15 protein-coding genes are annotated in these 14,115 nt (G+C 30.9%); 6 read left to right on the top strand and 9 right to left on the bottom strand.

Features of this window, described 5'->3' with window-relative positions; genetic code table 11:
- Positions 1-14: 14 nt before the first annotated feature.
- The 9 genes from rimP to L8V77_RS02040 form a co-directional block, all read right to left on the bottom strand.
- Positions 15-437: a ribosome maturation factor RimP gene (gene rimP, locus L8V77_RS02075; protein ID WP_039625257.1), complete on the bottom strand. Its 423-nt coding sequence runs from the start codon at positions 435-437 to the stop codon at positions 15-17.
- A complete protein-coding gene (gene rbfA / locus L8V77_RS02070) occupies positions 427-789 on the bottom strand; it encodes a 30S ribosome-binding factor RbfA (RefSeq protein ID WP_039617407.1) in 363 nt (120 codons plus the stop codon). Before rbfA ends, rimP begins: the two co-directional genes overlap by 11 nt.
- Positions 786-3,422 (bottom strand): translation initiation factor IF-2, encoded by a 2,637-nt coding sequence (gene infB / locus L8V77_RS02065; protein ID WP_263706471.1) that lies wholly within the window; start codon positions 3,420-3,422, stop codon positions 786-788. Before infB ends, rbfA begins: the two co-directional genes overlap by 4 nt.
- A complete protein-coding gene (locus L8V77_RS07675; RefSeq protein ID WP_412175130.1) occupies positions 3,403-3,645 on the bottom strand; it encodes a hypothetical protein in 243 nt (80 codons plus the stop codon). Before L8V77_RS07675 ends, infB begins: the two co-directional genes overlap by 20 nt.
- Before the next feature lie 48 nt (positions 3,646-3,693).
- Positions 3,694-4,572, bottom strand: coding sequence for a homoserine kinase (gene thrB / locus L8V77_RS02060; RefSeq protein ID WP_263706470.1), 879 nt, complete (start codon positions 4,570-4,572; stop codon positions 3,694-3,696).
- A gap of 8 nt (positions 4,573-4,580) precedes the next feature.
- Positions 4,581-4,988, bottom strand: coding sequence for a tRNA threonylcarbamoyladenosine biosynthesis protein TsaB (locus L8V77_RS02055; RefSeq protein ID WP_263706468.1), 408 nt, complete (start codon positions 4,986-4,988; stop codon positions 4,581-4,583).
- Positions 4,989-5,029: 41 nt separating this feature from the next.
- Complete coding sequence (gene lpxC / locus L8V77_RS02050) at positions 5,030-5,914, bottom strand: UDP-3-O-acyl-N-acetylglucosamine deacetylase (RefSeq protein ID WP_039627837.1); 885 nt, start codon at positions 5,912-5,914, stop codon at positions 5,030-5,032.
- A 2-nt stretch (positions 5,915-5,916) separates the two neighbouring features.
- Positions 5,917-7,296, bottom strand: a complete 1,380-nt coding sequence (locus L8V77_RS02045) for a M23 family metallopeptidase (protein ID WP_263706466.1) — start codon at positions 7,294-7,296, stop codon at positions 5,917-5,919.
- A 73-nt stretch (positions 7,297-7,369) separates the two neighbouring features.
- On the bottom strand, positions 7,370-8,197 hold the full coding sequence (locus tag L8V77_RS02040; protein ID WP_263702711.1) for a prephenate dehydrogenase: 828 nt from the start codon (positions 8,195-8,197) through the stop codon (positions 7,370-7,372).
- A 78-nt stretch (positions 8,198-8,275) separates the two neighbouring features.
- Here L8V77_RS02040 and bamA point away from each other — a divergent pair, with 78 nt between their 5' ends.
- The 6 genes from bamA to L8V77_RS02010 are packed head-to-tail and all read left to right on the top strand — an operon-like array spanning position 8,276 to position 14,111.
- Complete coding sequence (gene bamA, locus L8V77_RS02035) at positions 8,276-10,492, top strand: outer membrane protein assembly factor BamA (protein WP_263706464.1); 2,217 nt, start codon at positions 8,276-8,278, stop codon at positions 10,490-10,492.
- A 50-nt stretch (positions 10,493-10,542) separates the two neighbouring features.
- On the top strand, positions 10,543-11,385 hold the full coding sequence (gene accD, locus L8V77_RS02030; RefSeq protein ID WP_263663562.1) for an acetyl-CoA carboxylase, carboxyltransferase subunit beta: 843 nt from the start codon (positions 10,543-10,545) through the stop codon (positions 11,383-11,385).
- A gap of 2 nt (positions 11,386-11,387) precedes the next feature.
- Complete coding sequence (locus L8V77_RS02025; protein ID WP_263663561.1) at positions 11,388-11,843, top strand: 23S rRNA (pseudouridine(1915)-N(3))-methyltransferase RlmH; 456 nt, start codon at positions 11,388-11,390, stop codon at positions 11,841-11,843.
- Positions 11,844-11,851: 8 nt separating this feature from the next.
- A complete protein-coding gene (gene dksA / locus L8V77_RS02020) occupies positions 11,852-12,208 on the top strand; it encodes an RNA polymerase-binding protein DksA (RefSeq protein WP_012660959.1) in 357 nt (118 codons plus the stop codon).
- Positions 12,205-13,188: a hypothetical protein gene (locus tag L8V77_RS02015; protein WP_263706461.1), complete on the top strand. Its 984-nt coding sequence runs from the start codon at positions 12,205-12,207 to the stop codon at positions 13,186-13,188. The genes dksA and L8V77_RS02015 overlap by 4 nt, the downstream gene beginning before the upstream one ends.
- Positions 13,185-14,111: a tRNA dihydrouridine synthase gene (locus L8V77_RS02010; protein WP_263706459.1), complete on the top strand. Its 927-nt coding sequence runs from the start codon at positions 13,185-13,187 to the stop codon at positions 14,109-14,111. The genes L8V77_RS02015 and L8V77_RS02010 overlap by 4 nt, the downstream gene beginning before the upstream one ends.
- Positions 14,112-14,115: the final 4 nt, after the last annotated feature.

Genomic DNA, 14,115 nt, shown 5'->3' with positions numbered 1-14,115 from the left:
AGATTTCTAAATTTTTACCATTGTATGAAGGTTTTAGCTTTTCTTATGTCGCTAAAATTTATAGTAGTTTTTTCTTGAGTTTCCAAATTTTCTAAAGTGATATTTTCATCATCTACGGCGATGATTTTTGCTTCGATTTTTTCTTTTTCACTAGTTGTGATTTTTACAAGTTCGTTAATGCTTTTTGCAAAATGCTCGATTTTGCTAAGTTTTCTCTCAAGCCCACAGCTTGATACTTCTAAAAAATACTCCCCACTCACAGGTGGTTCTACATCAAAAATAGGCGATAAAATCTCACTAAGCCTAGCACAATCATCAAGATTTACTCCACCTTCTTTTTGCACATAAATTCTATAAATCTTTCTACCATTTTCACTTGTTAGCTCATCATCATAAAAGCTAAGCCCTGCTTCTTTACAAAGTGCTTCAAGATTCATTTTGTTCCTTTTTGATTTTCTCAAATAAAGCATCCATATGGTTTTGATACTCTAATCTATCATCAAATTTAAAGTGAAAATTCGGACATCTATACCACCCTTGCTCACTCATGCAGTAATTTTGCAAAGCACGGGCGGCTTTTTTAAGTTGGTTGAGTATGATTTCTTGCTCTTGGGTATTAAAAAACATTTTATCTAAATACACAAAAGCATCATATCTGCCTTTTTTACACTCTACATCCACTACGCACAAATTTTTTAAAGCTTCGTTGTCTAAATTTGCTAAAGCTTCTGGTATAAGCTCTTTTAAAATGCTTTCTGTACGTAGCTTTTTGATCTCAGCTGGGTTCATAGGCTTACTTGTTCCTCAACTTCTTTGTAACTTTCTATATAATCCCCCACTCTCATATCATTACAACCTTCTATGCCTACACCACATTCATAGCCTTTTGCAACTTCTCTTACATCATCTTTAAAGCGTTTGAGCGAGCTTACATTACCTTCAAATACCACAACCCCATCTCTAATGAGCCTGATTTTCGCACCACGATTGATCGTGCCTTCTGTCACCATACAACCTGCGATTTGTCCTAGTTTTGGTACATTGATCACTTGGCGAATTTCAGCTTGACCAAGTTGTTCTTCAGAGATGATAGGACTCATCATACCACCTAGCAAGGCTTTTACATCATCAAGCAAATTGTAAATAACATTATAAGTTTTTATCTCTACGCCTTTATCTTTAGCACGTTCTTTAATCTCACCAGTTGGACGTATATTAAAACCTAAAACGATAGAGTTTTCACTAGCACTTGCAAGCTCTATATCGCTTTGAGTAATCCCACCTACTCCACTATGGATGATATTAACCTTAATCTCATCGTTTTTGAGTTTTTCTAAACTCGCCTTAATCGCTTCAAGTGAACCTTGTACATCTGCTTTTAAGATCACAGGAAGGGCTTTTAAATTGCCTTCTTTGATTTTTGCACCAAGCTCATCTATGCTTACTTTAGTGGATTTGCTTAGTTCTTTTTGGCGGTTGTATTCATGGCGTTTATTAGCATATTCTCTTGCTTGTTTATCGCTATCTACAGCTATTAGAGTTTCTCCTGCATCAGCTACTTCACTAAGACCTATGATTACCCCGCACTCACCTGGGCCTATTTCTTTTAAAGCTTTGCCTTGATCATCACTCATAGCACGCACTTTACCATAAGCTTCCCCTGCTACGACTGTATTTCCCACTCTTAAAGTACCATTTTGTACGATGATAGTAGCCACAGGACCTCTACCTTTTTGCACTGAAGATTCTATAATACTTGCTTTAGCATGAGCTTTTGGGTTTGCTTTAAGCTCTAAAATATCAGCTTGTAATAATACAATTTCAAGTAAATCCTCTATACCATCACCCTTTTTAGCTGAAACTGGTACAAACTCATGACTTCCACCCCATTCTACTGGCATGATGTCCATTTCTGCTAGCTGGGTTTTTACCATGTCAGGATTTGCGTTTTCTTTATCCATTTTATTAATAGCAATGATGATAGGTACATTAGCTGCTTTTGCATGATTAATCGCTTCTTTAGTTTGTGGTTTTACCCCATCATCTGCAGCTACTACGATAATAACAATATCCGTTATACTAGCTCCCCTTGCACGCATAGCAGTAAATGCCTCATGGCCTGGAGTATCGATAAAAGTGATTTTTCTACCATTTTTTTCCACCATGTAAGCACCAACATGCTGAGTGATCCCACCTGCTTCACCACTTGCAATGCGTGATTTTCTTATATAATCAAGCAAAGAAGTCTTACCATGATCCACATGCCCCATGATAGTGATAACCGGAGCTCTTTGGCTTAAATTTTCTTCTGTTTGATTTTCATCATAGTCTTTTACATAATCAAACTCATCAGCCTCATCAATGATATTAATCTCCACGCCAAATTCAGCTGCAAGAATTTCTATAGCATCCTCATCCAAAAAGTCATTTTTAGTCGTCATCATGCCAAGCATGAAAAGTTTAGAGATAACTTCTCCGGTGTTTTTACCAAGTTTTTCAGCAAATTCATACACACGAATTTCTTTAGGTATACTTACGCTTGTGACCGCTTCGCTTTCTTTTTTCTCTACCTTTTTAGGTGGCTTTTTACGACTTCTTCTTTGTATACCACCCTCGCCAAATGGATTGATAGAATTATTTAAAGATTGCTTTAAGATATTTGGTTGTTTTTTGTTTGCTGGTTGTGCTGGTTTGTTTTCTTTTACACTAAAATCAGGTAAAACCACCATATCATCATCTTCTAAAGAAATATCAGCAAAGTCTTTATCTCCCAAAAGATCCATTTTAGTAGTACTTTCTTTTTTGCTTGCTACAGGATGATTTTTCTTTTCTTTTTTCTTTCTTTTTAAATTCTCATCTGAATTTGAAAAAATCATGCTAAGACTTAGACCTTGAGTAGCTTGTGTACTAACTTTTTCTTCTTTGTTTATTTGAGTTTCTTTGCTTTCTTCTTTTTTCTTTTTAACGATGACCAAGCCTCTTCTTTTGGCTAAATTTAAATTAGAACCTAGCTTCTCATCGAGTTTAATTTCTTCTTTTTTTTCTTCTAATACTTCATTTTTTATAGGATTTTCAGGTTGTTTTTCTTCTTTTTTTATTTCATCTTTTTTTTCACTTACTGCTTTAGTAGGGCTTTTACTTTCTTTTTTAATAGTAGTTTTTTTCTCTTCTTTTTTATTTTCTTCTTTTTTAGTTGAAGTTTTTTTTGCCGTACTTTCTTTTTTAGGTTTGGCTACTTTTTTTACCACATCTAGTATTTCACCAGATTGAACGTATTGATAAATCGCCTCTGCGATTTCAGAAGATACTTTTTTGTTAGGGGATTTGATATCTTCTAAGCCCATTTCATTGGCTTTTTCTATAATTTCTTTACTTGTATATCCTAACTCTTGAGCGATCTCGCTAATCTTTACATCTGCCATTAAAAAATATCTCCTTTAAATCCTGCTGATTTATATTACCATGAAAATTGCCTTTGCAAGCTCTCATAAAAGCCCTTTGCAATGTTTTTTCATCTTTATCAAAACATGAATTACAAATATACAAACTCCTGCCAAATTTCACTTTAGTGATAATTTGAGAATTTTTTATTTGGAATTGATGCAAACCTTGCTTTTCATAACGGCCTTTGCAAACAATGCACATTCTAATGGGTATATGATTTTTCAAAATTATATCTTTTTTTTGGAATTTTTAGCAAATTTTAAAGCCCTCATCATCAAATTCTAAAAGCTCAACTCTAAATTTAGCAAATTTATTTTTGATTTTTTCTTTGATTTGTTTAGCATCATCTTTATAAGCTAGAGTAAAAAAACTCGAGCCTGATCCTGAAAGCGTACTCATGAGAGCATTATTATCTAAAGCTAGTTTTTGAACTTCAAAAAGCTCGGGCAAAAGCTTCATTCTTTGGTTTTGATGAAGTTTATCCAAACTTGCATATTTTAATAAATCATATTTTTTTTCTAAAAAGCAAGCAGTTAAAAATGAAGCATGGCAAAGATTAAAAACACCATCTTCTAGGTTGATTTTTTTAGCTAAAACCGCTCTTGATTTTTGAGTATTCATCGCTACATTTGGTATGGTTATAACAGCTTGTAGGTCTTTATCCACTTCTTTTTTTATAGCTAGAACTTTTTCATTATGAGTTAATGCACACACAAAACCCCCAAGTGCTGCTGGAGCTATGTTATCTGGATGGTTTTCATATTTTAAAGCTTCATTTAAAATGATATTTTTATCCGCCTTAAACCCACTTAATTCATAAGCACAAGCAATAGCCCCAACTATCACAGCAGAAGAACTTCCCATGCCTCTAGCTAAAGGGATATTATTTTGGAAAACAAAGCGGAAATTATCTTTTTTACCACTAAGTCTTTGATAAATTTCATAAAAAATATTGACAAAACTATTGTTTTTTTTAAGATGGATATTATTTTCACCTTCTCCGTGTATGCTAATGCTAAAAAATTTAGATTTTTCAACTATGGTTTGATTAAAATATTTTAAACTCAAACCCAAACAATCAAAACCAGGACCTAAATTTGCACTTGTAGCGGGAACTAAAATCTTCATTTTTTACCTTAATTAATCGCATCTAAAACATAAAAAGGTGTATTTTCTTTACTGAAATTTAAACCTTTTAAACTTTGGGGCATAAAAAAACTTCCCGCTTGTGTCTTTTCTAAAACAATCTCATCATCATCTTTTTTTACAAAACATAAATGTTTATTTGCAGCTATAGGAGTGTTATTATTTAGCTCAAAAGCACTAATAGCTTTTAAAGGTATATTTTTAACTATAGCTAGGGTTTTAAAAGAAACATAAGAAATTTTTATACCCATGTAAGAGCCTGGTCCATGTACATAAATAAGCTTTTCAAACTCATATTGTGAAAGTAAATCTTGCAGTATTTTTGGCAAAACTTCACTAACTTTTAAATCGTTCTCAATGGTTTTTATCAATACATCATTTTCATAAATACCAAGCATTAAAGGTTTTGCTATGGCATTTAAAAGTAAAGTAACCTTTTTTATGCAAAAACCTTTTCATAAACTTTATATGCACTTTTTTCTAAACTTACCACTTCATAGGTGCTAGGATCTTTTAAAAGTTCTTTGGTTAAAAGATGATTAAGTTTGTGCGAACCTGCATAAGAAGTATAGTCTCCAAAAACTCTACATCCAAGCAAGGTTAAATCTCCAATAGCATCTAAAATTTTATGGCGCACAAATTCATCTTTAAAACGCAAACCTTCAGGGTTTAAAATACGATTATCATCAATTACAACAGCATTTTCTAAGCTTCCACCAAGACCTAAATTCATAGCTCTTAAAGCTTGAACATCCTTTAAAAACCCAAAGGTTCTTGCTCTTGCTATTTGCTCTATGTAGTTTTGTTTGCTAAATTCAAAACAATAATTTTGCTTACCTATAATAGGATTATCAAATTCGATTGTATAGTTTATAATAGGCATATCCGTAGGACTTAAACGCACAAATTTATTACCTTCTTTTACTTCTACACTTTTTTTAATCACTAAAATTTTTTTAGCCACGTCAAGTTCTTTTATGCCTGCTTCTTCAAGCATCATACAAAAGCCTATACTACTACCATCCATTACAGGAGCTTCATTAGCATCTAAAACTATACGTACATTGTCAATACCATAAGCATTAATCGCACTCATTAAATGTTCTATAGTAGAAACATAACCTCTATGATCGCCTATTACAGTAGCCATTTGCGTATCGATGACATTTTCAGGCTTTGCTTCATAAGAAATTCCCAGATCGCTTCTATAAAATACTATACCACTGCCAGCTTCTAATGGCTCTAATTTTATACTAATAGGCTCACCCTTGTGTAAACCTATGCCAACACCTTTAACTTCTTTTGCTATTGTTGTTTGATTCATTTTTATTCACTCAAAATTCTTTTTTTGCTTGACTCTAATACATTATAGATATTTTCTTTTATCCATTTTGCATCTTGCCATTGCTCAGGACGCACTTCAACTCCTTGTACTAAAACACCAAAATGCACATGATCTCCAAGTGCTAAACCTGTAGTGCCTGTAGTACCTATAACATCACCTGCTCTAACTCTATCACCCACATTTACATCCACATTAGTGCAGTGTCCATAAAGAGTATAAATCCCAAAGCCATGATAGATGATAATATTTAATCCATAAATTCCATTTTCTTGTACAAATACCACTTCACCATCGTTATTACTAATAATAGGTGCTTCTTTTACGCTTGCTAAATCAAGCCCCATATGATAAGAGCTACTAAATGCTTGATTATTATAAGAATAAAATCTATGATCGGCATAATCAGCTACTTTTTGGCCATTTTTTAAAGGCTTGAAAAGATTAACTTTAAAATTATTAATCATAGTATCAGGAACTTTACTTGTAATATCATGAATAACAACTTCATTAGAAGCTCTTAAATCTTCATTAACAAATTTAAATTTTTCAAGCCTGCTTAATTCTCTATCTTTTGGAGCATATTTTTGTGCTAAAAATTCAATCTTACCATCTAAAAATCTATCACTTACTTTTATATTTGATACACGGTATTTTTTATTAGTAAAATAATATCTAATTCTTTGTTTGTTTACATTACCTGCTTTATCTACTGCCACCACATAAGCTCTAAAGTGCTCATCAGTCGCCTCCCAAGGAATCAAAGCAGCATAATATCCTTCTTTCACATAAGGAGTTGCTTTAAAAATTTTATCTTTATCAGTTGTGATATAAACTTCTTGTAAATTCTCATCACTTGCTTTAAATACCACACTACCTACTCCACCTTGTTCGATTTGGTAAGAATTATCTAAAATTTCTACAAACGGTTTTTTGGTATCAATGATAACTTTTACTTCTTTAAGCGCTTGATTTCCTAAAAAGAAATTCCAAAAACTACTATCACTTGCTTCTATTACAAGTTTATATGAATCGACTTTTTCTTTATAAGCTGGTTTTGGTAATTTTAAATCAAAATGAATGTTTTTTTTATTGCCTTTAACATGTTCATTAACAAGTATTTCACCATTTAACTCATTTGCCTTAAATAGCGTGACTTTAACATCTTTTAAAGCACTTTCATCGCTTATTTCTATAGATACAGGATCTGTTAGATTACTATAAATTACATCTGATTTTGTTTGAATCAACGGAGGATTTTTTTCAAACAACTTTGTATTTAAAACAAACACCACAAAGGCTAAAAGTATTAAAAAAACTACAAAAATCCATTTTTTATTTGATCTTTTACGCGCAAAAACCATATTTTCACTTTCAATCTATATTTTTTAAAAATATATTATTCTTTAGCAAATTAAGAGTAAATTATAAAAAATTTTATAGAATTTCTCTTAATTTATTTGCACTTTTAATCCAAGTTTCAAGCTCATTTATATCACATTTTTCTATCATTTTTTTACATTCTTGTAATTCTTTTTGAAATAAATCAATAGAATTTAATAAATTTTGTTTATTTTGCTCAAAAATACCACTCCACATTTGAGGATTTGACTTAGCAATCCTGCACATATCTTTAAAAGAAGGGCCTCCTAGGTGAGCTATATTTTTTTTATTTTCTTCTTTCATCACAAAATTTGCCAAAGAAAAACTAATCACATGAGGTAAGTGTGAAATGATAGAAGCATGATGATCATGCGCAATACTATCCATAAATACAAGCTTCATTCCCAAATCTGAAAAAATTTCTATAGCCCTTTTTTGATGAATATGATCAGCATTTTGCACATCACATAAAACACAAACTGCATTTTTATATAAATCTTTTATAGCTGCATTTGGACCACTATTTTCAGTTCCTGCCATAGGATGAGCTGCGATAAATTGACTTTTCAAATAAGAAGGTAAATTTTTAATAATTTCTTCTTTTGTGCTTCCAAGCTCGATGATAGTACAATCTTTAGAAATGCCTTGAAATTCTTTTAAGATTTTTACAATAGCTCTTACAGGAATAGCTAAAAAAATCACATCACATTTTTTTAATTCTTCAAAAGAAACAATTTTATCTATTAATTTTCGCTCTAGTGCGATTTGCTCAAATTCTTTGTTTATATCATATCCACAAACTAAATCTATTAATTTATTCTCTCTTAAGCTAAGACCCAAAGATCCACCTATTAAGCCGAGTCCGATTATACCTACTTTCATAAATTTTCCTTAAAAAGCATTAGTTAAAAATATTTTGGTATTATAACGATTTTGTATATAAAAATTTAGGTAGATTTGATGAAAAAATGGTTTGTTTTCTTTGCACTCTCAAGTTCTTTATGTGCAGCTACGATTAAAGATATAAAATTTGAAGGCTTATCGCAACTTTCTAAAGAAAGCGCTATTGCGATTTCTAAATTAAAAATAGGACAAAAAATTGATCCTGCTAGTATAGATACAGCGATTAAAAATCTTTTTGATAGAAATTATTTTAAAGACATAGTAGTAGAAGAAAAAAATGGGGTGCTGATTTTTAAAGTAGTAGAAAAACCCTCCATTGGAAAAATAGATATTCAAGGTATAGCAAGTAATGATAGAAAACAAATAGAAAGCCTTGTTGGCTTAAAACCTGGAATTTTATATGATGAAAATTCAGCCAAAGATGCAGCCGAAAAAATCAAACTTTTTTATCAAGCCAAAGGTTTTTATGATACTGTTGTAGAAATCAAAGATGAAAAATTAAGCAATTCAAGTTCATTAAAACTTACTTTTGTTGTAAATCGTGGGGAAAATATCATCATAGAAAAAGTGCATTTAAGTGGTGCAAAAAATTTAAGCTATTCAGATATTGAACCTGCGGTAGCAAATAAACAAAGAGAAGCCCTAGGCTGGATGTGGGGCTTTAATGATGGTAAGCTTAAAATCTTTGATTTAGCGAATGATAGCTCAAGAATTTCAGATGTATATTTAAAAGAAGGTTATCTTGATGTAAGCGTATCTCCTGCTTTTTTAAATACTTACACAGATACTTATCAAGCTGATTTAACTTATTTTATCAACGAGGGTGAGGTTTATAAAGTCAAAGGGATTAAAATTTTTAATCCAATTTTTAGTGATGAAGAAAATGAAGCTTTGGCAAATGATTTAAAATTAAGTATTGGAAAAATAGTTAATATAGAAAAACTAAGAGAAGATATAAAGACTATAGAAACTAAAACAGCTGATTTGGGCTATGCTTTTGTACAAGTTATACCTGATATACAAAAAGATAAAGAAAATCATGAAGCTATGATTATTTTTAAAGTCATACCTAATGAAAAAGTATATGTTAGAAATGTTGAAATTTCAGGCAATACCAAAACAGTTGATAGAGTTATTCGTAGAGAGCTTTACCTAACCGAAGGTAATCTTTATAATAGAACTGATTTAATAGACTCAAGAAATGCCTTAAGAAGAACTGCATATTTTGAAAATGTAGATATTAAAGAACAAAGAGTAGATGATACGCATATTGATTTGATAGTAGAAGTCAAGGAAGCTTCAACTGGAGCCATTTCAGGTGGTATTGGTTATGGAACTAGTGATGGAATTTTACTTAGCGCTTCATTATCTGATGCAAATATCTTAGGCTCTGGTATGAAAGGAAGTGTGAGTATAGACAAAGGTGATGATACACTTTCTGGTAGAGTATCTTTAAGAAATCCTAGAGTAAATGATAGTGATTATTCTCTTGGAGGATCATTATATTCAGATCGTTTAGAATGGGATAGCTATGATGAGAGAAACTATGGTTTTGACATAAGCGTTGGTAAAACTTTAGGAAGATATACAAGCATAGATTTAACTTATAATCTTGAACAAAGTGATATTTATCATTTAAGTGATCGCTTAATCGCTCAAGGATATAAACTTGGAAAAACTTATAAAAGTTCCATCACTCCTTCGATAGTGTTTAACAATACAGATGATTATTATTTGCCAAGATCAGGTTTTATCGCCTCAACTTCGCTTGAATATGCAGGCTTAGGTGGGGATCAAGAATTCATAAGTTCTACTACTAAATTTAATTATTATCAAGGCTTGGAAGAGTTTATAGGTTGGGATTTGATTTATCGTTATAAAGCGAGTTTTTATAAAGTATGGGATCAAGGCTATTTACCTATCAATGAAAAATTATATCTTGGTGGTATAGGAACTATTAGAGGTTTTGATAGAAGAAGCGTGAGTCCTAAAAATGAATGGGGTGATGAAACAGGTGGTACAGTGGCTTTTGCAAATTCTGTAGAACTTAGCTTTCCAATCTTTGATAGAATCAAACTTAGAGGTAGTGTATTTTTTGATTATGGTGCTATAGGAGAGAGTTCTTTAAGTCAAATTCAAAGATGGAGTACAGGCGTTGGCTTTGAGTGGTTAACCCCACTAGGTGCTTTAAATTTAGTTTTTGCTAAACCATTTAATACTAGCTCAAAAGACGATTTGAGCAAATTTGAGTTTATGTTGGGTGCAAGATTTTAAAAGCAATAAAATCTTGCTATAATTTTGAAATTTTATTTTAGGTAGAGATAATGAATTTTTTAGATATTTTTTCTAGTATAAGACGCAAGCAAGCCGCTCCAAGTGAAGCTCCAAATCACTGGGTAAAATGTAATTCTTGTCATGCGTTAATGTATTATAAAGAAATAGAAACTTGTTATAATGTTTGTCCTAAATGTAATTTTCATATGAGATTAAACCCCCTAAAACGCATTGAATTACTTAGCGATGAAGGCTCTTTTGTGGAAATGGATAAAGACTTACATGCAATCGATCCACTTAAATTTGTAGATAGCAAATCGTATAAAAAAAGATTAGCAGAAAATGAAGAAAAAACAGGTAGAAAAAGCGCCATAATAAGCGGGGAATGCACCATAGATGGGATAAAAACTCAATTAGTTGTTTTTGATTTTTCTTTCATGGGCGGAAGCTTAGGCTCAGTAGAAGGTGAAAAAATTCTTAGAGCTATTGAAAGAGCTATTGAGAAAAAAACTCCTGTTGTTATAGTGAGTGCAAGTGGTGGAGCTAGAATGCAAGAAAGCACTTATTCTTTAATGCAAATGAGCAAAACAAGTGCAGCGTTAAAACTATTAGCAGAAGAAAAACTTCCTTATATTTCAGTCTTAACTGATCCAACTATGGGTGGTGTAAGCGCATCTTTTGCTTGGCTTGGAGATATCATCATGGCTGAACCTGGTGCTTTAGTAGGCTTTGCAGGAGCTAGGGTTATCAAACAAACCATAGGAGCTGATTTACCAGAAGGCTTTCAAAAGGCTGAATTTTTACTTGAACATGGGTTGATTGATGCGATTGTAGAAAGAAATGAACATAAAAAATTTATAGCAGACTTTTTAAGATTTTTTTCTAAAAACTAAAAATGCAAATTAATCTTTTAAGCATTCAAAAAAATAATAATGATGAATTTAACAAGATAGATGAGCATTATACTAAGCTTATTAAGAAATTTTGTAGTTTTAATGATATATGTGTTTTTAATAACAAAATTAATCAAGCACAAAATACTAACGCCATAGAAGCAAAAAAATCTTATACAAATGCACTAAGTCCTTACAAAAAAGGTTTTTGCATAGCATTAGACGAAAAGGGTAAAGAATTTACAAGTGTAGAATTTGCAAAATTATTGCAAGATAAAAATGAAATTACATTTTTTATAGGCGGTGCTTATGGATTTGAGCAAGAATTTATTGCACAAATGCATACAAGTATAGCTCTTAGCAAAATGACCTTGGTACATAAATTTGCTAAAACTATGCTTTTAGAGCAAATTTATCGTGCATTTTGCATTAATACAAATCACCCATATCACAAATAGGAGCGTTTATGCAAGAATTAAATCTTGAAGAATTTAAAAATATATTACTTCAAAGACAAAAAGAAATTTTACAAGAACTTCAAGGCAATATAGACAATATCCATAATCTACAAGATAGTGAACCTAGAGATGAAGTTGATTTACAGCAAATTGACAATAGCTCTCATATCGACTTTAAAATCAATGAAAATTTAAAAGCTGAACTAGAAGAAATTAAACATTCATTAAGCAAAATAGATAACAATACTTATGGTATTTGTGAATATTGTGAAGATGATATTCATCCTGAAAGACTTAAGGTTAAACCTCACGCAAAATATTGCATAAATTGTCGTGAAAATTTAGAAAAAAGGAAAGAGCTATGAAAATTAGATTATTTTTCTTTGCAAGTTTAGTTTATCTTCTAATCATCGCAGCCTTAGTTTATAATCTAAATTTAGGAAATTATACTTTTACAATTTCCACTTTTGAATTAAATTTGCCTATTAGCTTATGGGTTGTTTTGCCTGCTTTACTTTTGATGATACTAGCTTTAGCACATATGAGTTTTTATGGCTTTTTAAAACATTTACAATATAAAAATCTAATTAAAGATAGTAAAAATTATGAAAATTTTATTATTGATATTTTTTTAAAAAAAATAAGCAGGGTTAAATTCAAAACTCAAGAATTTCAAAACATTGCAAAAGATACGCAAGCTCTTTGTTTTAAAGAAAAAATTCAAAATCCCAAAATAGATGAAATTATTGATATTTTTGAACACTTAGATAAAAAAGAATTTGTGGAATTAAAAAAATATAAATTAGATTCAAATAATGAAATTTTCATTTTAAATGAAAAAAATCGCTTTCAAAATGATAGCAATTATGCTTTTTCTTTTATCAAAAACAAAGATACCTTAGCTAGTGAGCTAGAAATTTTTGCTTATAAAATGGTATTAGAAAATGCGCCTTATAGTCAGATTAAAACACTAAAAGTTCAAAAAAACCAAGATGATATTTTATTGCTTTTGGATAGATTTGAAAAAGAAAACTTAGAATTAAATCACGCTGAAATCGAAGTTTTACTTAGCATGAATACTTTGGATGATAAGTCATATTTACGCTGTGCTAAAATACTTTGTAAAAAAATAGAACCTCAAGTGTTGATTGCTTTATTTAAAAAGTTAAAAGATAATCATTCTCAAGCTTTAAGAGCTTATCTTTATACTTTAGCAGAATTTGGCATGTATGATGAATTACTTAATGAATTAGGAAATGATCAAAATGAACATAAAGATTTTAGACTCTTGCTCTTTTTAAGAGAATATAATAAAAAAATAGAACTTGAAAAATTAATACAATGATAGATTTTAGTAAAAAGCCTTTATTTTTAGCTCCTATGGCAGGTTTTTCAGACTTACCTTTGAGAAATTTAGTTAAACAATTTGGGGCTGATGTAACTATTAGTGAAATGATAAGTTCTAATGCCTTAGTTTATGAGAGCTCAAAAACTCTTAAAATGCTAGAAAAAGCTGAACTTGAAAATCCTTACATAGTTCAAATTGCAGGCTCAGATGAAAGTGTAATTTGCAAAGCAGTAGAAATTTTAAATCGCTTTGATTTTATAGATGGGATTGATTTTAATTGTGGTTGTCCTGTAAATAAGGTTATAAAACAATGTGCAGGTAGTGCTCTTTTACAAGATCTTGATAAATTACAAAGAATTTTAGAACTTATCAAAAAAGCAAGCAACAAAAAACTAACTAGTGTCAAAGTAAGATTAGGATTTGATAAAAAAGATCCCATCGCCATCGCTAAAGCGTGTGAAAATGCTGGAGTAGATTTTATCAGTATGCATGGTCGCACTAGAAAACAAATGTATAGTGGAAATGCTGATTATGAAGCCATAGCTTTAGCCAAAAAAAATATCAAAATTCCTTTAGTTGCAAATGGTGATATTAGTGAAGATAACGCCAAAGAGGTGTTTAAAATAACAAATTGTGATGCTTTGATGATAGGGCGTGCAAGTGTAGGAAAACCTTGGATATTTTATGAGATAAAAACTGGCAAAAAAATCGAAAAGGCTATGAAAAATAAAATCATTTTTGCACATTTTGAAGAAATGTTAAAGCATTATAAAGAACAAGGTATAAGCATCTTTAGAAAACACTTACATGAGTATTCTAAGGGCTATGATGATGCTTCTAATTTTAGAGATTGTGTTAATCGCATTAATGATGCAGAAATTATGCGAAAATATATTCAAGAATTTTTCAATAAGGAATGATTTT

Origin of the sequence: Campylobacter sp. IFREMER_LSEM_CL2127 (assembly GCF_025771745.1) — a bacterium.
Classification (GTDB): Bacteria; Campylobacterota; Campylobacteria; order Campylobacterales; family Campylobacteraceae; genus Campylobacter_D.
This window is presented reverse-complemented; position numbering and strand designations above follow the sequence as displayed.

Coding starts and splice junctions, on each gene's coding strand:
- rimP (WP_039625257.1), bottom strand. CDS start 437: ATGAATCTTGAAGCACTTTGTAAAGAAGCAGGGCTTAGCTTTTATGAT.
- rbfA (WP_039617407.1), bottom strand. CDS start 789: ATGAACCCAGCTGAGATCAAAAAGCTACGTACAGAAAGCATTTTAAAA.
- infB (WP_263706471.1), bottom strand. CDS start 3,422: ATGGCAGATGTAAAGATTAGCGAGATCGCTCAAGAGTTAGGATATACA.
- L8V77_RS07675 (WP_412175130.1), bottom strand. CDS start 3,645: ATGTGCATTGTTTGCAAAGGCCGTTATGAAAAGCAAGGTTTGCATCAA.
- thrB (WP_263706470.1), bottom strand. CDS start 4,572: ATGAAGATTTTAGTTCCCGCTACAAGTGCAAATTTAGGTCCTGGTTTT.
- L8V77_RS02055 (WP_263706468.1), bottom strand. CDS start 4,988: ATGCTTGGTATTTATGAAAATGATGTATTGATAAAAACCATTGAGAAC.
- lpxC (WP_039627837.1), bottom strand. CDS start 5,914: ATGAATCAAACAACAATAGCAAAAGAAGTTAAAGGTGTTGGCATAGGT.
- L8V77_RS02045 (WP_263706466.1), bottom strand. CDS start 7,296: ATGGTTTTTGCGCGTAAAAGATCAAATAAAAAATGGATTTTTGTAGTT.
- L8V77_RS02040 (WP_263702711.1), bottom strand. CDS start 8,197: ATGAAAGTAGGTATAATCGGACTCGGCTTAATAGGTGGATCTTTGGGT.
- bamA (WP_263706464.1), top strand. CDS start 8,276: ATGAAAAAATGGTTTGTTTTCTTTGCACTCTCAAGTTCTTTATGTGCA.
- accD (WP_263663562.1), top strand. CDS start 10,543: ATGAATTTTTTAGATATTTTTTCTAGTATAAGACGCAAGCAAGCCGCT.
- L8V77_RS02025 (WP_263663561.1), top strand. CDS start 11,388: ATGCAAATTAATCTTTTAAGCATTCAAAAAAATAATAATGATGAATTT.
- dksA (WP_012660959.1), top strand. CDS start 11,852: ATGCAAGAATTAAATCTTGAAGAATTTAAAAATATATTACTTCAAAGA.
- L8V77_RS02015 (WP_263706461.1), top strand. CDS start 12,205: ATGAAAATTAGATTATTTTTCTTTGCAAGTTTAGTTTATCTTCTAATC.
- L8V77_RS02010 (WP_263706459.1), top strand. CDS start 13,185: ATGATAGATTTTAGTAAAAAGCCTTTATTTTTAGCTCCTATGGCAGGT.